Source organism: Psychrobacter piscatorii (assembly GCF_043641605.1).
Classification (GTDB): Bacteria; Pseudomonadota; Gammaproteobacteria; order Pseudomonadales; family Moraxellaceae; genus Psychrobacter; species Psychrobacter piscatorii_C.
This window is the reverse complement of the sequence record NZ_JBHZRK010000002.1, coordinates 183,893-206,883: the sequence shown is the minus strand read 5'-3', so window position 1 is coordinate 206,883 and position 22,991 is coordinate 183,893. Positions and strand designations below refer to the sequence as shown.

Below are 22,991 nucleotides of genomic sequence, written 5' to 3'. Positions count from 1 at the left end.
ATCATCATTGAACGATCTATCGTGGGTTTAACAGTTTTATTATCGCCGTCCGTGACAACCGTTTCATGGCAGCGTGATAAACCTTGCAACTTCCAGCACGATATAAAATAACCTTGGTAAAGCGCATGAGCCTGTACTCCGACAACCTCATTTGTGCCTGATTTTTTGCCTATTTGGGCGTATATCAACCTTTTTCGTCGGAGTTATAGGAGTCTAAGGTGTTCAATATCATGAGCCACATTGCCAACCAATCTCAATATACCCGTCGTTATCACCCACGCCATCTCTTAGCACAATATGCAATCAATCAGATAGCCACACTTGAGCTACGTTCGCAAGATATTGTCAGAGCCATGGGTTATCCTATCAAGCATACCATTCCTGCCTGTGACCGCTTGCGCCATGTACTGTCGCATAGATATCTTGGACTTGATAGCAGCTATATGGACAAATACTTTACCGCTGATGAGTTTTTGGCAAAGCTATTTGTCGTGCTTGAGATACCGTATCAGCCATTCGCAGAAGATATTGCGCAGATTAAAAATGACTTGGCGAATCACTCTCATACGCTACCCAGATATAGCTTACGAGCGGAAGTGGATTTCACATTTACCAGTGCTGATAACTGGATGTCTCGTGGCGCGGCTTCACGTTTTGCGCAAGTACACTTGCCTAACGGTTTTGCTAAATTAGACGATGCTACGCGCGAATCAGTGATTCAAGACAGCATCTGCGAGCATTATCAGCAGTATGAGGGCAGTTTGCCATACGATGGTGTTATCAAAGGTTATCGATTGACTATTGAACAAAATAACCACGTAGTCGATCATGCAGAGTATGGATTGCCAAAATCCAGCAGTATCTAACATGCTGTGAGTATATGAAGAGTGTAATAATCTAAGCTCATCGACTAAGAAGCCTTAGTATAAATTAGAAAACTCAGTATAAAAAAGCCTCACTTTATTGTGGGGCTTTTTAGTTTTTGATATTAGATTTTTTGTCTTATGTTTCAGGTTTAGAAATAGCGCGCCATAAAATCACAAATAGCGCATCAAATTCTGCATTAATAGGCGTCTCTGTTTGGCGAATGGTATGCATTAAGCCAAGTCGACTGATAAATCCCATAAACACATCAAAAAGTATGTGCAGTGGAACGGTGTCGTTGAGCACTCCACGATTTTGACCATCTTCTAATACCGCCAAAAACGCGCCAATTAACTCTTTGTTTTCATAGATCGCGATATTACGTATACGCGAGGCCGAGACAGAAGACAGCACCATCACCGCATCTGGATGCGAGTCGACAAAATCAAAGCAGACCCACAGCGTCTTACGTAGACGATCTTGTACGCTATCAATCCCTTGCAGATGATCCATGATGCGAGCGGCTAATCTGCCGAGCACGATATCCATAATGGTATAAAACAGCGTTTGCTTGTCCCCGAAGTACTTGTAGAGCGTTTGCAAGGAAACGTTTGCAGACTTTGCAATCTGCGCCATCGTCACCTCATTGGCGTCAAATCCTGCAAAGACTTTACGAACGGCTTGCTCAATTTTATCCAAAGTTGCGGGTCGCATATCGGATAGAGGCGCTAAAGATCGAGTTTGCGTGTTGCTATCTGACTGACTAAAGATTTTCATATTTATCACTTCTTGGAGTATTGTTTATTTGATATGTCCTACCAATTGAATAAATTGCTGACTAATTCTCATCATTAAATTAATGAGTAATTTGAATTACCATTTTTATTTAATAGATTGCGAAGTGGTTTTTCGTAGCCTAGTATAAGACTCGTATATTAATAAATACAAAGAATTTATGGCATATCTATAACGGTAATATAAATTACCGTAAATTTTAAAAACGACTTAGCTATAGTCAATTCAATATAATTTCGATACAAGGAAACCGAGTGTAAGTTATACATTAGTATGCTTAGCGAGGATGACGATGTAGCGGATTTATATAGGCTTGACTATCTAGTTGTTATTCACTTCACCTTGTCAAGGATAGACACCATGAGTATCGAAAAATTCACCCCAAACTGGATGACCGAAGAACATCAGATGGTGTATGACAGCGCCTTGAAAATGTTTCAATCTTGGGAGCCAAAGGATGAGCAGTGGCGCAAAAACGGCATGATCGATCGTGCTGCGTGGGAAGAGGCGGGCGAGATGGGGTTCTTGTGTGCGGCAATACCAAGCGAGTATGGTGGCGGCGGCGGAGATTTCGGTCACGAAGCCGCGCTCATCTACGCACAGACTGAGGCCAATCAATCAGGATTTGGCGGTATGGTGCACTCAGGCATTGTCGCGCCTTATATTTTAGACCACGGTACTGAAGAACAAAAACAAGCGTGGCTACCTAAAATGGCAACGGGCGAATATATCGGCGCTATCGCCATGACCGAGCCTGGTACTGGCTCCGACCTACAAAACATCAAAACTTATGCTGTAAAAGATGGTGATGACTACATTATCAATGGTTCTAAGACTTTTATCACCAATGGTCAGCACGCCAATCTGATTTTATTAGCATGCAAAACAGATCGTGAACAAGGCGCGCAAGGTGTCTCACTTATCATTATAGAAACGGATAACGTAGAAGGGTTTGAACGTGGACGCAATCTCGACAAGATTGGTCTGACATCGCAGGATACCTCAGAGTTGTTCTTTAGCAATGTACGTGTGCCGCAAAAAAATCTCCTAGGTACGGTAGAAGGTATGGGCTTTATACAGATGATGCAGGAGCTGCCACGTGAGCGTTTAATTATTGCGCTATCAGGGGTCGGCTCGATGAAGCTTGCTATCAATCTAACACTAGATTATGTAAAAGGCCGTGAAGCCTTTGGCAAACCTATTTGGAGGTTTCAAAACACGCGCTTTAAGATGTCAGAGTGCTATGCCGATTATCTTGCTGCCAGCACCATGTGTGATGCGGCAGTAGAGGCGATGTTAGATGGCAAACTGTCTGTACCGCATGCCTCATTGATCAAATATTGGGTCACCGAAAAACAGTGCGAAGTCATCGATGAATGCGTGCAACTGTTTGGTGGCTATGGCTATATGACAGAATATCCTATCGCCCGTTTATATGCTGATGCGCGCGTACAAAAAATCTATGGCGGCACCAATGAGATTATGAAAGAGCTGGCATCACGCTTTATGTAGACGCTTATATTATAAGACTACGATAATTATTGTTTGTTTAAAAAATAAAAAAAGGATTTTTTATGACTGAGACTGCATATATTTATGATGCGATCCGCACGCCACGTGGCAAAGGTAAAAAGGACGGTTCGTTGTATCAAGCGTCACCAATTTGGCTAACACGCACTTTGTTAAAAGAGATGGAGCAGCGTCACAACTTGGATACCAGTTTGGTCGATGATGTGGTGCTTGGCTGTGTGACACCAGTGGGTGAGCAAGGCTCTGATATTGCCCGCATTGCTGCTATTGATGCTGGCTGGGCGCAAAGTGTGGCAGGTCTTACCTTGTCTCGTTTTTGTGCCTCTGGTCTAGAATCTATCAATCTGGCAGCGGCCAAGATTATATCAGGTATGGAAGACATGGTGGTGGCGGGCGGCGTTGAGTCAATGAGCCGCGTACCGATGGGCTCAGATGGCGGCGCTTGGTATATGGATCCGCGCGTTAATGAAGCGACGCATTTCGTACCGCAAGGCGTGGGTGCGGATACCATTGCAACGCTCAAAGGCTTTAGTCGTAGTGATGTCGATGCCTTTGCCACCGAGTCGCATCGCCGCGCTGCACAGGCTTGGGAGAAGGGCTATTACGATAAGTCTGTCGTCCCTGTCACCGATATCAATGGCATGATGCTGCTGGATAAAGATGAAACCATCCGACCTAATACCAATGTCGAGACTTTAGCTGGCCTAAAGCCTTCTTTTATTATGCCGGGTAAAATGGGCTTTGATAGCGTTATTTTGGATAGATATACGACAATTGAAACCGTCAATCACGTGCATCATGCAGGCAACTCTTCGGGCATTGTCGACGGCGCTGCCATTTGTTTGGTCGGTAGCGCGGCCGCTGGTCAGAAAGCAGGGCTAAAACCACGCGCCAAAATCACGATGGCCTCAGTCATTGGCTCAGAGCCAGCTATTATGTTGACAGGACCGACGCCAGCTTGCCAAAAAGCCCTCGATAAAGCGGGCATGCAAGCCTCTGATATAGACCTGTGGGAGATTAATGAAGCTTTCGCTGCTGTACCGATGAATACCGCTGATGATTTTGGAATCTCGCTTGATATCGTCAACGTCAACGGTGGTGCAATATCTATGGGTCATCCGCTTGGCGCAACGGGCGCGATGCTAATGACGACTGTCCTTGATGAGTTAGAACGACGCGATCTGCAGACCGCTATGATCACGCTATGTGTGGGCGGTGGTATGGGTATTGCGACCATCATCGAGCGCGTCTAACTTCTTTCTCAAATACAATGAAAAACAAGTAGACAAAAAATAATAGATAAAGAATCATTTAAGGGATAAAAATGATGACAAACAACCAAGCAGCTAACCAGACAGCAGATAGCGTGACTGCCATTAACGCACTAGAAAACTTCTCCGCCCAGCGTGATGATGATGGCATCGTTACCATTACGATTGACCAGAGCAATCGCAAAATGAATGTCATTGGTGATGGCTTTACGGAGGCATTCGCCACGATAGTCGATAGTTTTATCAATGATGATGCAGCCAAAGGCTTAATTCTCACATCGGCCAAAGACACCTTTGTGGTTGGCGCAGATATCGACCAATTGAGCCAAATCAAGACAGCCGAGCAAGCATTTGTACTGACCGAAGAGTTAAAAGGGAGTTTGCGTACGCTTGAAACATCAGGTAAACCTGTCGTTGCTGCTATGACAGGAACCGCATTAGGCGGTGGTTTAGAGTTGGCACTTGCCTGTCATTATCGTATTGCCATTGACATGCCTAAGACCAAGCTAGGTTTGCCCGAGGTGAAACTGGGCTTGCTACCTGGCGGTGGTGGTACGCAGCGTTTGCCTCGATTGGTCGGCATTCAGGTGGCACTGGAGCTGATGACGCAAGGCAAAGAATTGCGACCATCTGCGGCAAAAGACATTGGACTTATTGATGCAATGGCCACTGATAAAGCAGACATGCTCAAGCAAGCAAAAGACTGGATTCAAAACAATCCAAGCGCTCAGCAGCCATGGGATAAGAAAGGCTTTAAAATTCCTGGCGGCGATAGCAAGCATCCAAAGGTAGTGCCTATATTCTCTATCGCCCCAGCCATGGCCAATCAGAAGTCTCATGGCAACTATCCAGCGATTAATCACATTATGTCTTGTGTGTTTGAAGGATGCCTCGTAGACATCGATACGGGGCTTGAGATTGAGTCGCGTTATTTTGCCGCTTGCGTACTGTCCAATGAATCTAAAAACATGATTAACACCTTATGGACTCAGCTAAATAGCATCAAAAAAGGTCAGTCTCGCCCTCAAGGGTTTGAGCGGACACCGACCAAAAAAGTCGGTATCTTAGGGGCTGGTATGATGGGCGCAGGCATCGCTTACGTCACTGCCAAAGCAGGTATAGATGTCGTACTATTGGATACAAATATTGCCAATGCTGAAAAAGGCAAAGCGTACTCTGCTAATATTTTGGATAAAGCCATCAGCCGAAAGCGTACTACCGAAGAGAAAAAACAAGCGCTCTTAACACGTATTACACCAACCGTCTCTTACGATGATTTGGCTGATTGTGATCTCATCATCGAGGCAGTATTTGAAAACCGAGAAATCAAAGCCAAGTGTACCCAGCAAAGTGAAGCAGTGATTTCAAACAAGGCTGTCTATGCGTCCAATACTTCAACGCTACCGATTACAGGATTGGCAAAAGCCAGTACGCGACCAAACCAGTTCATTGGTCTGCATTTTTTCTCGCCAGTAGATAAGATGTCGCTCGTTGAGATCATCATGGGCGCGCAAACCGACGATGCGACATTGGCCAAAGCTTTTGACTATGTTGTGCAAATAGGTAAAACGCCTATCGTCGTCAATGACAGTCATGGTTTTTATACTTCCAGAGTATTTGGTACCTATGTATCAGAAGGCATTGCGATGCTAGGAGAGGGTGTGCATCCGCGTAGTATTGAAGTCGCTGGACTAAAAACAGGTATGCCGATGCCGCCCTTAGCATTGCAAGATGAGGTGTCATTGAGCTTAGCATTACACGTCAGCGAGCAGCAGCAGGTAGATATGGCAGCCGAAGGTAAGTCAATCGTAGTGCGTCCTTCTTATGACATACTAAAAACACTGGTCAATGAGCATGGGCGCGAAGGCAAAAAAAATGGTAAAGGCTTCTATGACTATCCAAAAGAAGGTGATAAGCATCTATGGCCTGAGCTAGTAAATTTATATCCGCCAAAATCAGAGCAACCCTCGCAGCAAGATTTGGTTGACCGTTTGATGTTTATTCAAGCCAATGAATCTGCTAAGTGCTATGAGGAGAATGTTGTGCGCTCAGTTGCTGATACGAATATAGGGTCTATCTTTGGCTGGGGATTTGCACCGCAGCACGGTGGTACACTACAGTTTATCAATGCAATGGGCGTGAGTGCGTTTGTTGAGCGGAGTCGTGAGCTGGCTGCGAAATATGGCGAACGTTTTGAGCCTGCTCAGATTTTGCTAGATATGGCAGCCAAAGGCGAGGCATTCTCCGATGACTGATGCGCATTTATCAAATCACGATCAAATGGCTGACTGTCTACAAGGGTTACGAGTGATCGATCTGACTCGTAATCTACCGGGACCTTTTGCCACGCGCCTGCTTGCGGACTTGGGCGCAGACGTCCTTAAAATCGAACCCAAACAAGGTGATCCTGCTCGGGTATTTGGTGAGCTCTTCGCAGCTCTGAACCACGGTAAGACGACCGAAAAATATGACTTTCATGATCCCAAAGCCATTGAAGCTATAAAAGCACATCTTAAAGAAGCTGATGTGATGCTAGATAGCTTTCGCCCAGGTGTCTTGGCAGAAATGAGACTAGACGCTAAAACCTTACATACCATCAACCCAAAGTTGGTGATGGTATCTATTACTGGTTATGGCGTCGCAGGCAGTTACGCAAAAGAAGGTACTTACTCAGAAAATGGCTCTCAAATAAATCATAATTGGTCTGATAAGGCCGGTCACGATATTAATTTCATGGCCATGAGCGGTGTGCTTGATCAGTTAAAAACAGCAGAGGGCGATCAGGCTATGCCTAATATTCAATTTGCGGACTTGGCAGGTGGTAGTGACACAGCAGTGATAGCCCTGTTGGCTGCTGTATTTGCTGCCCAACGTACGGGCAAAGGACGACACATTGCTATTAGTATGACGCACAGTTTGTACAATCATATGATTATGCCAAAGGTGACGGGTAAGCTAATCAGTCCTTTTTCAGGTGACAATTCAAATAGTGCTTCGAGTGGCAATTCAAGAAAGGAACTCATGCCGCAGCATGATTTTTTAGGCGGTGCATTGCCATGCTATCGGTTGTACCAAACCGCTGATGAACGCTATATAGCAGTCGGCGCTTTGGAGTTGAAGTTTTGGCAAGGTCTATGTGAGGTATTGGAGTTACTAGCGCTCAAAGAAATACACTGGCAGCTTGGTATCATGCCCAATAGGCCTGAGAGTCAAACAGCGACTAAAACAATGGCGGAAAAATTTGCCAGTCAAACGCTTGAGCATTGGCAACATGTATTTGCAGCAACAGACGTCTGTGTGACCCCCGTGCTGAATCTATATGAAGCCAAGGCTCACCATTTGTTTGCGCATCAAGATGAACATCATGCAACCTCAGGATGGCAGCAAATGAGCTAGTCACTGGTATGGAGATACCTTTTTAGTCTGTGTTATTTGGACTGCTTGTTTAAACTACAGTGATTGAACTTGTATATCTGTCTATCTAAAATTGCCTGAATAAGAGACAATATGTGTATAGAATCTAGAGCGCCGTGATATTAAAAAAAGTATCATGCAATAAGGCTCTTAAAGATTGAGCAACACAAACATTTCACAAATTTAACTCAAGCAAAAAGGCCGTTTTGAATGACCAAACATAACCCGTATAATTTTCTACCTTTGCAGCCAACAGGTAGAAACGAGAGCGACACTGCCAATACCTATGCGCCTGAAGATATGATTAAAATATATGAGCAGCAGTTTCTCATTCAAGTACCTGAAGAGGAGCTGACAGGATTTTTGCCTGCACTAAAAGCATTTTATGATATTGATAATCATACTTTAGATGTCAGCGCCGTTATTTTTGATGCAATTGCAGACTCTGCTATCATTTATAATCACAAAATCAAAGTGGGCGGCTATCAGTTGCTAGGCGGATTGGTAGAGGAGGCGATTGAATATGATGAGGATACTCAAAATGACGACAGCACTGAAGGCGAAGAGATTCAGGCCTATACACTAGAGTGTCAGCGTACTTTCTTCATTAATGATGTAGAAATACCTTATCATTTTAATCTGTTCATTTATGGCGATGGCTATTCTACTTTGACCAAAAAAGAAACCGTGCTAGAAAAAATGTATTGGTTCGTCAGAGGCAGGTTTGAAGAGGAATTGTTAGACGACTCCAAAGATAATGATAGCTTGGACTCGATCAATGAGCAGCTAGCCAGCTTGGGCATTGCGGCCATGGATCTAACGACTGTAGATGAGATCGTAAGTTATGTGGAAGGCAGCATCATAGATGACGCAATGGTTGATGAGCTGAATAAGCTATTGGATGATGTTGAATAGTATTTAGGACAAGCTAGTAGAGTGATCAAATATTAAAATCACAGATTTGAAAAGAATGTATATATCAATGGTAAGCGTCTTTCAAAAGGACGAAGTTCTTCACGATCATAAGTTTTTGAAGTGTGACGGCTTTATTTGTTTCTAAAATGGCACTAAGCGAAATAACTTTAATCCTAACGAGATCATATTATGTTCAAAATAAAAGTAGAACGCATTGTCAAAAAACCGATTGATGAGGTATTTGAAGCGCTAAGTGACCATGCCAGTTATGGCTCATTTAAAGCGGTGGGAGTTGCTAAGTTAGTCGCTGAAGGTAATGAGGAGCGCAATGGTGTTGGTGCTTTACGTAGCATTCAAGCGGGACCTGTTAAGTTTTGGGAGCGGATTACAGCGTTTGAGCGTCCTACTCATATGCAATACCAAATCGAAAAAGCTAAACCTGTCAAAATGCGACATGATAAAGGCGTCATTGATTTAAAAGACTTGGGCGATGGCACCACACATGTGACCTGGATATCCGAGGGTCGATTGATGGTACCATTACCATTAATCGGTCGCCTATTTGATCGTCAAATGCAGAAACAAGGAACCATAGGATTTAGTAGTATACTCAAATCTATAGAAAGCCGCTAATCTAGCGGCAATATTGTCTTCTTCGATATAATTATATAATGGTGGCTCTTTTATTTGAGCCACTACTAGTCGGTTTTAATCCGTTTTGTTCTTGGCAGCTTCAATTTCGTTAAAACGTGCTAACTGTTCTGGTGTTGCTTTTTGCTGATACTTTTCTTTCCACTCAGCATAAGGCATACCATAAACAAGCTCGCGCGCATCTTCGTAGTCGATTTCAATACCCCGCTCTTCACCAGCAGCTTTGTACCATTTAGACAAACAGTTACGACAAAAGTCAGCAAGGTTCATCAGCTCAATATTCTGTACATCTTTACGCTCGTCTAAATGAGCCAGTAAGCGCCGAAATGCCGCGGCTTCTAATTCGATGTTTGATTCTAATTTTGCCATAATATTTTTCCTAATTGTCATTGAGCCATCTAAAACTTAGTTAATACTAACAACTAAACTTATTATAGTAGAGGTTCGCTAATTTAAAACCTTTTAATCATAATATTAAACCACGCTTCATTTCTATCTGCTCTAAAAATAGCTAGGTTGTGGTCAGTTATGTATGTGAGGTTTTAGGGCAGGGCACAGTTTGGGCACCACATGGGTACCGGCATGAAAACGGGCTTTTTGTTTGAATAGTTAAGCTTAACTATATTCAAAAAGATATTACGAGAATTTCTTTACAAGCCCTGAAAATTGGACAAAAAAAAGCCTCACTGTTAAGTGAGGCTTTTTAAGTATTTGGAGCGGGAAACCCCAACCTTGGCAAGGACGCAGAACTATTTTACACAACTAGGTTTTAATTATAAGTATATGATATTAAATGATTTAGTTTATATGAGCTATAGTTATATTTTAGCATGTTAGTGCATTAAGTAACAAGTTATTCATATTTTAGTCACCGTGAAAATACGTATATTGACACTTAACTATTCTTAAGCTAGTCTAGAACTACTCCTACCCTATCAATATTATTTCTAGGACGGTTAATTTTTCTAGAGAGGAGAGGTGTTCAATGACAGAAATACTCTTAGCTCGTAATAATTTTTTTACTCCTAATTATATTACCTTGACCGTCCACCCTAAAGCGTCACTAGCCTATAAAACTTGGCTGAAATATCGTCCTAAAACCTCACCTATTCATCTTGTTAGTATCAATAAGTACCATAAGCCTCCGACAAGAATTATTTTTTGCGATAAGAAAAGTTATCTGTATTTTGATAATTTTGAGCGCATGGCGAATATTCTTCATCACGAGGCTAATGTAAGCCAGCCATTTATAATTATTGCAGGTAATGATGAACAAATTACTAAAATGGCCTGGGCAGACGTATTGAGATTATGCTTCCATCGCGATGTCGACCATGTCTCTTTATGGCAGCATCTTCAGAAGCATTGTGCTCAAACAACGCTGAAAGAGCTAATGGGGTGTGATAGCTTATTTAATGAAGATTACTGTAACTTCGCCGGCATCAACATCGACCAGTATTTATACGCACAAAGGTCTTTGAAGAAAGAGAAACAAGCGTTTGATTTACCACAAAACATGGACTGGACCAATGGATGAAGTAAAGAGGTGGCCTGTTAGCACTATGGAGGCCGAAGAGGCTCATGCTTTGATCAGACAGATTGTGCCACATGATTCACCATTGTCAGCTCAAGTGCAGAGAGTTATTTTTGGGCTGATAATTCTGTCTCCAAACTACTTGATGACAATTAGTGATCAGAGTAACGGTTTGAGTTTGACGGAGCTAACGTGCGACGAATGCAATACTATTATAGAAGCAGTAAATTCTCATAAAAATACTGATGTTTGGTCCGTTTCTTATATGTTAGCCACATTTACTGCTTACTATAGGCAAAAACCGTTCACTGACAAATCTTGGCTTTTTATGAGCAAGTATTTGCAACTTATATTACTCATAGTAAAGCGTCAGGATAAGCATTTTAATAAAGTTAACAAGCTTGGCGTTCGCATAAGAATGTCGTTAAAAAAGAACTCATCTCAAACGGCAATTATTGATGAATTGATAGACATACATGATTCATCTGCCAATGTCTTTCAAAACTTCGTTGATATTGAATTATATGAACAAGATATGCGGCATAGGGAGGAGATAGGTTTAGTTAAAACTCACAATCTAGCTAAGAAGATAGGTGAGATAAGACTTGCCTATGAAGTTATTATTAAAGATAAGAGCTATATCGAAAGGCAACGTAGGGGAAGTGGACAGTCTGTAATCATAAAGAAAGTAAGAGAAGACCAAGATGTACTTCTTACGGATGAAGAAACTCGACGAATGCGTTTCCCTGAGGAATACTCAGGCAACAATGTTGTTAAATCAGAAAACTTAGCTGACGATGACCCACCAACGCTTTTAGACAATAAATATAAACCTACTAGGAAAACAGCTAAATCATCGCAACTACAACAGTACCAAGTTAAAACCAGCTATCTGCATAGTAAACGTAATCGATTTATGTTCCCTAGTAGTACCAGAATATTAACATTATCTAATTATCAGTCAGTTTTTGTAAAACTTTGGGATATGGTTTCTAACGAAGAACAACATAATAAGCGTACTGCTTGTATATTATTGTTATCGATGATAACCGGTAGATCGATCAAAAACGTGATCAGTGAGGTGTCGAGTAACAAAAGCCAAAGACAGTTTTTGGTGGAAGAAGAGAGCGGTGTGGCAGTGATTCAAAATAGTATTAATGTCACTGTTAATAGGCGCGATGTAATAAAGTCCGTCGTTAAAAGCAATAGCAATCATTTTAGTTTACCATTACCAGTAACTTTACAAGCTTTATTACAATATAAGTTTGAAGTAGAACCTAATGATGTCAATCAACTTCTAAAAACGCTTAAAGAGAGTTTGTCGTTAGGTTTATTATCAAGCCAGCATATAGAATCAGCGCTAGCATCTATTATTACTCACCACATCGGCGAATCATTACAATCAGATATCATCACTGGTGTAGAGGTGGAGCACTCAGCACCGCTATACTATACTAGTATAAAAACATCGTATTTAATCAGTACCTATCAAGCGGCAATTAAAATACTGAGTAATCGATGTTTTAAAAGCTTGAAGACTATCGACTTCTATAGACCCAATAAATCTAAAAAAATTTCGCATCTACTAAACCCAAAAAACCATAAATTATGGCAAGCTCACAGATACCCTTATTTGGTGGATATGCCAATTGTCGCTAGTAACATTAATAAAATCTACATTGGTAGTGAGATGGCACTGACTGATAAGGTCTGTGGTCAGTTTTTTGCCATGCTTGCAGAACAAGTGCATGGCGATAAACAACAATTAAATCATGGCGTAAACGATCGTGAAGATGAATATATTAAACAGTTCAATGCTTATAGTTTATGGCTCTGGCACATTATTCAGATTCAAACAGGCATAAGACCTGTAAATGAAGCACCTGGATTTTTAAATCAATTTAATTTTAATCATGATATCTATTGGGTGTCTGATAAATCCATACGACAAGGCAAAGACTATGGTCGCCTTATTCCTATCAGCACTTTTCTGAAAACGGCGATAAAAAACTACATTAGTTATATAGAACACTTTGCTAGTGTGCATAATCCTTTGTATCCGGAACATAAACTTGAAATCGACCAAATTTTGCATTCAAAAGTGCCTTTTTTACAGATATTTAGCTTAAATCCAAAAAAGTTTATGCCTATCACACCAAGACGTATTAGAAGTATAGTAGGCAAGGCTCTTCCTCATCAAGACAATTGGCTGCGGCATCAATTACGCTCCATGCTGACCAATGAAGTCAAAGAGTTATACATCTGTGCTTTATTTGGTCATGAACATGCTGATCAAGAGATATTTCATCCTATGTCCTCATTATCAGTCAATCAATATAGAAGAGAGCTATTGCCGCAGTTAGATCGTGTGGCAAAAAAGCTTGATCTTAAACAGGTGGAGATCAAGCCCCATGTCTAAATCGTCAGAGTTATCATCGCATGAGAAAAGAGCGGCCAACTTACAGCGGCAGAAGCTAGCGCTCATTAACAAAGCTAGAGAGATGGTCACTGAGTATTTATATGAACATCAACCCTTTGATGAATCCGATATGGAAGAGCATTATTGTGCTATTGATAATGAGTTATCGAACATTTTCAAAACATTCAATCAATACCGCTGTGCAAGAGTAGGGTTCTTAAAAGCTGTCAGAAATTATAATAAAGATAACAATTGCGCGCTAGATGAACCTGTTGTTCCTATTGTAGCCGAACGGGACAAACTCACTATAAGCTATGACTGGTTCGTTGAAGGCTCAAAGGTCTCAAAAACATGGCAAGCTATGCAGCTGTTTTGGCAACGTAAGCTTAAGTTTAGTGCCAACGATTATGTTTCTTATTTCTTGTATAGCAGTATCATGTTTGGTGGTCTAAATGATATTGAGGCATTGAGAGCATTGTATCAATGGCTATTTAGCGATCGAAAATTGTATCTTATTAATATGGAAAAACAGACTGTACATCATAAGAAGCTAGATGCTGATAATATCTTACTCGTGATTCCTTTGGAGATCAGTGATGATAAATATGGATGTAGAGGGGATACTGATAATGATGCATTAATTCGTTATATCACTTATGTTCCTGACGATCTCAGTCTCATATTTTTACATGCTTTAGGCGATACTGATATAAACAAGCGTAAAATAAGCCAGTTCGAGACAATCGTTAAAGAGCTAAACAATAAGTTTGGGCTCACTTGCCGCGATCCGCAAAAAATTCATTTATCGCATCTTATTAGATACGCTAATTTTCACTGGCGCCAATGGCCTGATAGCGCTATTGATGGAGCTGGTAGTTTGGTTATGCAAGGACAGCTTAAAAGCACGTCATTGCCTACAGACCAGTTACTCACTTATAACCGAGAAGACATTCAAAATACCCAATCTGCCATTACTTGGCAACAGCTATTTGTTCAAAATATCTCAAGAAGTGAAAATCTTGGAAGGAGTGAAGGCTATCCTGCTTTTAGCAAAAATATCATTCAGCTAATCCAAGAGAGCTTGAAAGGAGCTCGATCATCTGCCAAAGAAAAAATAAGTCACCTAAAACACGATTTTCCTCAGCCTAATGCTATACGTCTGCTCGGTTGGGTGCTGTCTTTACTAGAAAGTAACCAAACCAATTTAAACTCAGTCAGTAAATACGTTGGTTGTATTGGACGTGAGTGGCTTATGCTGACGATTGATGAAGATTTAGAGGAATGGGGTAGCAATGATTATGAAGACATATATGAGCAAGTCATCTTAAGTAAAGTCAAAGATGCGCGCAAAAATGATGTTTTACAGAAAGACCCGATTGATGATCGAGACGATATTGAGCTTGATAATGATGATATCAAGAATAGTGGAGGTAATGATTTAGATGATCCAAAATCTAATGTAGTACAGGCGCTAGACGAAAGTAACGACGCAAAAAATGAGGGTCAACAATCCATCAGTTTAGATGAGCTCAAAAACACCCAATCTTATACTTACGGACGGCTACGCGCTTTTCATCGATATCAGATGCAGTATTTCGATGCTCCTGACGTGATTTTTGCATGGGGAGAAAATAAACAGGTCGTCAAAGCAAGCATGATATCTCCTCGGGTGTATAAAGCTATGCATGAGAGGCTACTATTATCTGAATTGGACCATAGTCAAAAGCTTTTATGCCAGACAATACTGATTCTAGCGTATCGTACTGGCATGCGCATTAATGAGATTGCAGGTATAAAACTTAAGAATGTAAAAGGTATCTCGGATATTAGCGTTTTACTGACGCCAAACCCTTATCTACGTCTTAAAAGTAGTAGTGCTAAAAGAAGAGTGTTATTAGCGGCGCTTTTAAAGAAAGATGAGATAACAATAGTTACGTCGTTTATTGCTCAGCAAGAAAGAATGGGGGCGTCCTATTTATTTTCACAAGGGACTAGTAGGCAACCACTACCAACGTACTTTTTTAGCAACTTAATGAGAATACTATGGGATGTAGTGCTTGGGCAAGATAATCACAATTATACTTTTCACAGCTTCAGGCATACGGCAATCAGTCAGCTGGCATTAGTCATTAATCAGTCGGTATTAGCACAGGTAATGACTGACTATACTGTCGAGGACTGCCAAAATATTGCTGACAGTCTTGCTGGTTACCATCAAAATCAAGGTGCTTGGTTTGGGTTAGCGAGCTTTGTAGGTCATCTAACTTGTGACACTACCTTTGAGCATTATATCCATACCGCACATTTATTAGCAGGGTGGCAGCTAAGCCACGCTAAAATCGAAATACCTTTCACTGTTTTTCAGAATATAACAGGTATAGATTATCAAAAGGTAAATTATCATAGTAAAACCGCTTATGATAAAGCTTCTAAGATGGTAGCACTAAAAGAGCTAAGATTTTATTTTGCCAAAAAACTAAAGGCGCATCATGCTCCTTTGTTTACAGCGCCCGATGTGAGCGCTCAACTTATCCAACAGAATACTGAAGGTGAGGGGATATCTCGTTCTATCTTTATTGATGCTAGATATGACGCTGTTATAAGCTTTATAAGAAAGCTAGATAACCTTAAACCTGAGCTGCGTGATAGAGAATTGGAAAATAAAGCGACAGAACACGGTATTCATCTTCACAAAGCGAAAAAGCTTTATCAAAATGCAAATGACTTAAATAATAATGACAAGCTCATCACTCAAGTTAAAGGTCAAACTGCTCAAGCGATTATTACAACAGCATTGGATAAAGCGTATCATATGTCAGTACATAACCCTGATAAATTACGCCAGTTTGTCAGAACCTATCAAAAAAAGCACATTACTTCTAGATCTTACTTAAAGTTTGGTATTAAACAGTCTCAACATAAGCTATTAGCTGAATTTTTGAAGATAGGCTGTGAAATTATTGCCCCTCAGCATTGGCAAATGACTTCTAATAGCGTGAAAGAAGTTAGGGAGTTCAAGAAAAAGTATAAACTAGATAGCGCCATTAGAGTTGAGGCTAACCAAAATGGTGCAGAATTTGAAGTTAGAGTTGTGAGAAAAATGAACGCCAAATCTGAGAAAAAAACTACGTATGAGTCCTCCGGCGTCTTGAAGTTTTTGGGAGAGATGTTAGTGATAATGCTTGAACAAGATAGTGAGAAGTGAGGCTGATGTAGAATAGTTTTTGTTGTCAGGCTACATAATTAAAATCTCCCAAGTTTGGTTCTACGCGATTGACAGTAGGGGTCACTTATTAATGGGCTTAATTTACCAATTTTAGTTGTACGGTTTCTTCAGCATAGCTCATAGTAGTTAATCTCTATTTCTACGTGTTCTTATTTATTGGGGGAATTATCATAGGGGTTAAATCCATAAATCATTGTATACGTTTTAAGAATATAATAGGTTTAGAGCTATAATAGGTATAGTTAAGAAACAATAAAATGCTACCTTATTGCTGGGACGAATTTTTCAATACCTCTACCACGCTTGCGAACAGCCAGAGAGAAAGATTTATATTGGTCGATTGGTGTACCAATTTAATTTTGCATTGACTATGCTTTAGATAAACTCTAGAAATGGGCTGATACTATGCGTCTTACTAATTATAGTGATTATGCGCTACGAACATTAATATATTTAACGGTGATGCCAACCTCGGAAGCTTTGGCAACGATATCTGACATTGCTGATAGCTATCAGATATCTAAGAGTCATTTGACTAAAATCGTGCATCAACTCGCGCAGCTTGGCTATATAGATAGTGTACGCGGTAAAAGCGGTGGCATTCGACTGGCTGTGGCTGCCAAAGACATTAATCTGGGCCAAGTTTTACGTCATACTGAGCCTGACTTTGCCATTGTTCCTTGCTTTGAGAGCAAGTTTCTAGAAGGCAATAGCAGTGATGTTGTAGGTAAAAATGAAAATAGTAGTGTGGACAGTAATGATAATCAAAAGCTACTAACTGAGAAAATAAGGGTTGATCTGATTGATAGTTCGCCCAAAACGATGTGTACCATCAGTCCCTCATGCCAGCTAAAAGGCGTGCTTTATGAAGCCACACAAGCTTTTATTGAAGTGATGGATAATTATACCCTAGCTGATATTACTTTAAATAATAAAGAGCTTCAGAAACTGCTATTTTAAATAGGGTTTGGAGCTGGCTATAACGCATTATGATGGGTAGCCTATTTAACCAACTTACTCACCATCCATACGGCAGCGCCAATTTGAGTGCTTAAGCATGTCTTATTAAGTCTATGCTTCACATGTACTTTCACCATTGATTCTGCAATGTCCAACTTATTAGCAATCATCTTACTACTCAAATCTTCGGCGATCATTTGAATGACTTCCCACTCTCTTGTTGTCAAGAACAACCAAATCAACCTGATTGGCTGCCAAAAAGCCTAAGCATTGCCATTCATCGTTCGCTTCGCCAACCGCTTCCACACTGTTCTCAAGACTTAGCAAATCAGACAAGCCTCGACGTAACATTGGATTATTGTCAAACAATAACTACTTAGCGAGCGAGCCTGCGGTATAAGCAATGCTCCTCTTAACATTCTCGAAAATTGAATTTATATAACTAAGACGTGTTTGATTATCTCATTCTGCGTTACAACACTTGCTATGGCATTAGAGATTACTCTAAAAAGTCTCAATAATAGGACGTGTCATCAATTCAATTAATTATCTTTTAAATGCGCTAAAAATGGCTAGATTTTGCCAAACCGTGTCAAATAGCTGGTTGATATATCAATATTATTTGAGCTAATTCCCTTGTTTAATGGCAACTTGTCTCATGTTTATCACTATTTTTGGAATGAAAGAATAGCCTAGTAAAAGGGAAGTTAAAAATGCTATTATAAGATGTATTTTAAATGAATGTTTAAAGATGGTTATGTAGCTGGCCTATAAACCGTCATTAAATAGATTGAATACAGGTATCAATTAACTTCTCAGACCCTAAAAGAGAGAAATATTATGGCTACTGCACAAACGCTAAAAATTGTTAAAGCAACTGTTCCTGTATTGGAGGAGTATGGTACAAAGATTACCACGGCTTTTTATCAAAATATGTTTAATGAGCATCCAGAGTTATTAGATATTTTTAATGAAACCAATCAAAAGCTAGGTCGTCAACAAACAGCATTGGCAATGACGGTTCTGGCAGCTGCGAAACATCTTGAGCATTTAGAAGTGTTATTACCACAAGTTACCGAAATAAGTCATAAGCATCGTGCTTTGCAAATCCTACCAGAGCATTATCCCATTGTAGGTCAACATCTAATAGGCGCTATCAAACAAGTATTAGGAGAAGCAGCAAATGATGACATCATAGCGGCTTGGACAGAAGCTTATGATGAAATCGCTGACGTCTTTATTCAACTTGAAAAAGGCTTATATGAAGAGGAGATGTGGAAAGGCTTTGCAAGCTTTGAAGTGGTTGAAAAGGTAGCTGTTGCCGCTGATATTGTTGCGTTTACTGTTGTACCAACGAAAGATAGCCGAAACGATGGGCAGGATATTGATTTAAGCAAGCTTACTTTAACGGCTGGTCAATATATTACGGTAAAAACTGATCCCCAAGATAGCAATCATCTAGCACTGCGTCATTATTCTTTGAATGCCACTACTACTGACAATGGCATTCAGTTCGCCGTCAAAAGAGACAATCGTGATGGTCATTATGGCTTAGTCTCCAACTATCTACACGACGAGTTACAAGTTGGCGAGACGCTATTACTATCAGCACCAGCGGGCGATTTCGCACTTAATAAAGCGCTAATTCACCAGAACGATATTCCATTAGTACTTATCAGCGCAGGCGTTGGGATTACACCTATTTTAGCGATGTTAGAGACACAAGTAATGGCAAACCCGCAGCGTCCTATCATTTGGGCCTACGCTTGTCAGAATAAAGATCATCATGCTTTTGAGGGTCGAGTGAATCAACTGTTAGAAGCAGCGACAACGGTAGAAAAAAATATTTTTTATTTTGATAGTGGACAGCTATTAGACAATAACTTACTGGCTAATTTACCTAAACCTGCTGATATCTATGTGTGCGGCTCTATGCCATTTATGGAAAGTATGATTAGTGGCTTAATAGCGCTTGAGCATAGCTCTGACAGCGTCCACTACGAACCCTTTGGCCCTAAAATGAGTTTGCAAATAGCCTAATTTTTAGCGATATATTTAAGGTATGTCATCAGACACTTATAGTGGTGATATACCTTAACCCAATAGTTTTTTTATTTTTCTGATAAAAATTTTAGCAGAGTATATGATGCGATCACCGGTAATATGATGACTATTATAGGTAAGTTTAATTACATTCAATCGTTCAGTTGCTTAATTTTAAATATAACTAAGTCATGTTCTCAATTCAATTGATGCTCGACTAAATGGACTGAAATTGGCTAAGTTTTGTCAAACCGTGTCAAATAACCGATTAATATTTTGATGTTATTTGCGCTATTTTCCTTGTTTGACGGCAATTTATCTCATTTTTGAAATGAGGACATGCCCTAAGTATCTACCTTGTTTTAAGTAAAATTTCGTCGGTGCTTATTTTATTGCTATTTCGTCCGACTAATATACTCGGGATTATAAAAATATTGATTTTAGTGCTAAAATTATCAACCATTATTCTCTCTATAAAAGACACTTATCTAAAGGGTGTTTAAGTCATTGAAATCATTCAATTGCCAAGCATATGGCACATTTGCTAGCCACTGTCTAAAATTTATCGGTAAAAAACTGTTATGATCGTTCGACAAAAACCAAATGCATTCAAGATACTTTTTACCTTACGTGGCTCTGTGATCCCACAAATTTATCCTCAAGTTTTATTTATTACCTTACTCAGTGCAATCATATCAGCGGTTCAACACTCGATTCCAAGCTCTTTTTCTACTTATGGTGCTGTGCCTTTTACTGTGCTTGGCATCGCTTTATCTCTATTTTTAGGCTTTCGCAATAATGCGACTTATCAGCGATGGTGGGAAGCTCGAGGATTATGGGGACAGTTGGTTTTTGACTCTCGCAGTTTAACACGTCAAATAATTTCATTTATCGATGATGAGACGGAAGTTGGGCGTCATACACAGCGATCTATTATCCGCCTTAATATTGCTTTTGTTCACGCGCTACGACATAGACTGCGTAGCACGTCACCATGGGAAGATGTTGAGAGTTTTGTTGAGCCTGATCATCATAACGATATACACCAAGCGCGAAACCTACCTGAGTATCTGCTACGACTGATGGGTAAAAAGTTGGGCTATAGTCGACGTCAAAATTTGTCATCAGATCTTATGATACAGAACATGGACAATACCTTATCTTCGTTGACAGTTGTTTTAGCAGCTTGTGAACGTATTTATACGACGCCGTTGCCTTTCGCTTATACTTTATTGGTGCATCGAACTACTTATCTATTTTGTTTCCTGTTGCCTTTTGGCTTGGCAAATTCTTTAGGTTGGGCGACTCCTCTAGTGTGTGGTGTCATTGCCTATACATTTTTTGGTCTTGATGCTTTGAGTGAAGAGATAACAGACCCTTTTGGCATAGCTCCTAATAATTTACCACTTACTGCTATATCACGAATTATCGAAATTAATCTACTAGAAGCGTTAGAAGAAACAGATATTCCATCTGAGATAGTGCCAATAGATGGTTATTTTTTACAGTAAGTGATGTTAGAGACGCGGCCTTACCTCAATAAAAATATTTCTTACGGTGGCTGAATTATTCACTTTATGATTGTCTATCTTTTGATGGCTCTTTAACTTATCAAACTCCTATATTAGCCATCTCATCTGAGTAAAAATATAGGAGACTTTTAAAGTCATGTAGATAGAGAGGTAGAGCGTTTTTTACTTTGCAGTTTATTCGATGGTTTATATTTTGAAGACTACTGACCAACTACAAATTCGAAAATTACAGAATATTATTCCATGAATTACAGTAAGTAATGGTGTTGCACATAATCGATGCACAGCTCATAAAAAGCTTGGGCGGGCGGCGAGATTGATTTATTCGCCAGTTTAAATATACCGATTTGTCTGTTTAAAGCAGGGTCAAGCAAGTTTAACCAAACCAGCTCCGGCTCATTAGCAGGGAAGGCAAGTTTTGGTAGAGTGGTGATACCCAAGTCATTTCTCAATAATGAGAATAGGGAAGTGATGTTTTCTACCGTATAGCGAGTGAGCTATGCTGAAAAAACTATAGAACCAAACTTGGTAAACTAAGTGTATTCACAGGAGTTTATCATGACTAAGAAAGTCAGAACCTACAGTGCAGCTTTTAAAGCTGAAGCCGTCAAAAAGATAGCAGATAATAATGGCAATGTTTCAGCGACTGCAAAGCAGCTAGGTATAGCCATGCAGACCTTATCTAACTGGCAGAATAAAGCGAATGAAGGCAAGCTTGTCGGCACTAAGCAATATGATCCTGAACTCATGGCCATTATAGAAGAGAATAAACGTCTTAAACGTGATCTCAAGGTTGCTCAGGAGGAGCGAGACATTCTAAAAAAGGCGACGGCGTACTTCGCGAAGCACAGTTGATGAAGTACGTCTTTATCAAGGATAACCAGAAAATATTTAGCATCACCTGCATGTGTCACGTATTAGATATTAAGCCATCAAGCTATTACAACTGGATAAATCGTGGCATCAGTAATCAGCAGATCCATCGCAATCAGTGTGAGTTGCTAGTCAGAGTGGCTCATGATGAGACTAAGCAGCGCTATGGCTATGAGCGACTGTATGCTTACCTTACAGGGCAAGGATATGCCATAAGTAAATATATGGTTAGACGTATAAAGGAAGAATGCGGCATTAAATGCCGTCGTCACAAGCGCTTTAAAGTCACCACCAACTCTAATCACAACAAGCTGGTCTATCCAAACCGTCTAGAACAGAAATTTAATGCCAATCGTCCTAATTAGGCTTGGGTCAGTGACATCACTTATATTTGGACAAATGAAGGTTGGCTATACTTAGCAGGTGTTAAAGACCTATATGCTAAAGAGCTCGTCGGCTATGTCATCAATAAGCGCATGACCGCTGATTTGGTATGCCGTGCACTTAATATGGCAATCAAAAACAAGCGACCTAGCCAAGGGTTGATTTTACATTCTGACAAAGGCAGTCAGTATTGTAGCAATGAGTATCATAAGATCATTAAGTGCCACCAATTTACAGGCTCGATGAGTGGTAAAGGCAACTGCTTTGATAACGCGCCCATAGAGAGCTTCTGGGGCATATTAAAGAATGAGCTGGTGTATCACCAAGACTATAAAACAAGATTCGAAGCCATCAACGATATTACTAAATATATTGAGCTTGAGTACAACCAAACTAGAATTCAAAAGGGCTTGGGCTATAAAACGCCAAGACAGGTGTGGTTTGACTATTATCGTCAGGCTGCGTAATTAAAATCTCCCAAGTTTAGTTGTACGGATTTGACGGCAGGGGTCAAATTTATCCAATAGCTATAGATCCTATTAAAGCTATTAGGGATGCGTCAGCTGAAGAAAAGTTGAAT

At 40.3% G+C, this 22,991-nt stretch carries 17 protein-coding genes and 2 pseudogenes; 14 read left to right on the top strand and 5 right to left on the bottom strand.

Going from position 1 to position 22,991, the window contains the following annotated elements:
* The first annotated feature begins 230 nt into the window (after positions 1 to 230).
* Positions 231 to 866, top strand: a complete 636-nt coding sequence (locus ACHUET_RS03250; RefSeq protein WP_394210621.1) for a hypothetical protein — start codon at positions 231 to 233, stop codon at positions 864 to 866.
* Positions 867 to 1,002: 136 nt separating this feature from the next.
* Here ACHUET_RS03250 and ACHUET_RS03245 read toward each other — a convergent pair whose 3' ends face one another.
* A complete protein-coding gene (locus tag ACHUET_RS03245; RefSeq protein ID WP_394210619.1) occupies positions 1,003 to 1,641 on the bottom strand; it encodes a TetR/AcrR family transcriptional regulator in 639 nt (212 codons plus the stop codon).
* A gap of 378 nt (positions 1,642 to 2,019) precedes the next feature.
* Between ACHUET_RS03245 and ACHUET_RS03240 the strand changes: the two genes are divergently transcribed.
* From ACHUET_RS03240 to ACHUET_RS03215, 6 genes are all read left to right on the top strand, one after another.
* Positions 2,020 to 3,171: an acyl-CoA dehydrogenase family protein gene (locus ACHUET_RS03240; protein WP_394210617.1), complete on the top strand. Its 1,152-nt coding sequence runs from the start codon at positions 2,020 to 2,022 to the stop codon at positions 3,169 to 3,171.
* Positions 3,172 to 3,233: 62 nt separating this feature from the next.
* The gene (locus ACHUET_RS03235) at positions 3,234 to 4,442 is read left to right on the top strand and encodes an acetyl-CoA C-acetyltransferase (protein WP_394210615.1); all 1,209 of its coding nucleotides are present in this window, start codon (positions 3,234 to 3,236) and stop codon (positions 4,440 to 4,442) included.
* A 71-nt stretch (positions 4,443 to 4,513) separates the two neighbouring features.
* Entirely contained in the window at positions 4,514 to 6,715 is a 2,202-nt protein-coding gene (locus ACHUET_RS03230) for a 3-hydroxyacyl-CoA dehydrogenase NAD-binding domain-containing protein (RefSeq protein WP_394210613.1), read from the top strand.
* Entirely contained in the window at positions 6,708 to 7,856 is a 1,149-nt protein-coding gene (locus tag ACHUET_RS03225) for a CaiB/BaiF CoA transferase family protein (protein WP_394210611.1), read from the top strand. Before ACHUET_RS03230 ends, ACHUET_RS03225 begins: the two co-directional genes overlap by 8 nt.
* Positions 7,857 to 8,084: 228 nt before the next feature.
* Entirely contained in the window at positions 8,085 to 8,789 is a 705-nt protein-coding gene (locus tag ACHUET_RS03220; protein ID WP_394210609.1) for a hypothetical protein, read from the top strand.
* A 189-nt stretch (positions 8,790 to 8,978) separates the two neighbouring features.
* Entirely contained in the window at positions 8,979 to 9,422 is a 444-nt protein-coding gene (locus tag ACHUET_RS03215; RefSeq protein ID WP_394210607.1) for an SRPBCC family protein, read from the top strand.
* Between the two features lie 75 nt (positions 9,423 to 9,497).
* Here the strand turns inward: ACHUET_RS03215 and ACHUET_RS03210 are convergent, their stop codons facing one another.
* Entirely contained in the window at positions 9,498 to 9,809 is a 312-nt protein-coding gene (locus tag ACHUET_RS03210; RefSeq protein ID WP_201602008.1) for a DUF1244 domain-containing protein, read from the bottom strand.
* A gap of 616 nt (positions 9,810 to 10,425) precedes the next feature.
* Here ACHUET_RS03210 and ACHUET_RS03205 point away from each other — a divergent pair.
* The 4 genes from ACHUET_RS03205 (at position 10,426) to ACHUET_RS03190 (ending at position 17,579) form a co-directional block, all read left to right on the top strand.
* Positions 10,426 to 10,977, top strand: a complete 552-nt coding sequence (locus ACHUET_RS03205; protein WP_201603109.1) for a hypothetical protein — start codon at positions 10,426 to 10,428, stop codon at positions 10,975 to 10,977.
* Positions 10,970 to 13,393, top strand: a complete 2,424-nt coding sequence (locus ACHUET_RS03200) for a hypothetical protein (RefSeq protein WP_394210604.1) — start codon at positions 10,970 to 10,972, stop codon at positions 13,391 to 13,393. The genes ACHUET_RS03205 and ACHUET_RS03200 overlap by 8 nt, the downstream gene beginning before the upstream one ends.
* On the top strand, positions 13,386 to 16,598 hold the full coding sequence (locus tag ACHUET_RS03195; protein ID WP_394210602.1) for a tyrosine-type recombinase/integrase: 3,213 nt from the start codon (positions 13,386 to 13,388) through the stop codon (positions 16,596 to 16,598). The genes ACHUET_RS03200 and ACHUET_RS03195 overlap by 8 nt, the downstream gene beginning before the upstream one ends.
* A 426-nt stretch (positions 16,599 to 17,024) precedes the next feature.
* Positions 17,025 to 17,579 carry an Rrf2 family transcriptional regulator gene (locus tag ACHUET_RS03190; RefSeq protein WP_394210600.1) on the top strand — a complete coding sequence of 185 codons (555 nt, stop codon included), beginning with the start codon at positions 17,025 to 17,027 and terminating at the stop codon, positions 17,577 to 17,579.
* Positions 17,580 to 17,620: 41 nt separating this feature from the next.
* Here the strand turns inward: ACHUET_RS03190 and ACHUET_RS03185 are convergent, their stop codons facing one another.
* Positions 17,621 to 17,749 (bottom strand): hypothetical protein, encoded by a 129-nt coding sequence (locus ACHUET_RS03185; RefSeq protein ID WP_320157668.1) that lies wholly within the window; start codon positions 17,747 to 17,749, stop codon positions 17,621 to 17,623.
* A 4-nt stretch (positions 17,750 to 17,753) separates the two neighbouring features.
* Positions 17,754 to 17,930 carry a helix-turn-helix domain-containing protein gene (locus ACHUET_RS03180; RefSeq protein WP_343828427.1) on the bottom strand — a complete coding sequence of 59 codons (177 nt, stop codon included), beginning with the start codon at positions 17,928 to 17,930 and terminating at the stop codon, positions 17,754 to 17,756.
* A gap of 489 nt (positions 17,931 to 18,419) precedes the next feature.
* On the opposite strand from ACHUET_RS03180, the gene ACHUET_RS03175 reads away from it, so the two are divergent.
* Positions 18,420 to 19,619: a globin domain-containing protein gene (locus ACHUET_RS03175; RefSeq protein ID WP_131401495.1), complete on the top strand. Its 1,200-nt coding sequence runs from the start codon at positions 18,420 to 18,422 to the stop codon at positions 19,617 to 19,619.
* Between the two features lie 584 nt (positions 19,620 to 20,203).
* A complete protein-coding gene (locus ACHUET_RS03170; protein ID WP_062844850.1) occupies positions 20,204 to 21,133 on the top strand; it encodes a bestrophin family protein in 930 nt (309 codons plus the stop codon).
* Between the two features lie 269 nt (positions 21,134 to 21,402).
* On the opposite strand, the pseudogene ACHUET_RS03165 reads toward ACHUET_RS03170, so the two are convergent.
* A pseudogene (locus ACHUET_RS03165) lies at positions 21,403 to 21,633 on the bottom strand (LysR substrate-binding domain-containing protein); the annotation flags it as partial.
* A 79-nt stretch (positions 21,634 to 21,712) separates the two neighbouring features.
* Between ACHUET_RS03165 and ACHUET_RS03160 the strand changes: the two are divergent.
* Positions 21,713 to 22,878, top strand: a pseudogene (locus tag ACHUET_RS03160) (IS3 family transposase).
* The last annotated feature ends 113 nt before the right edge of the window (positions 22,879 to 22,991 follow it).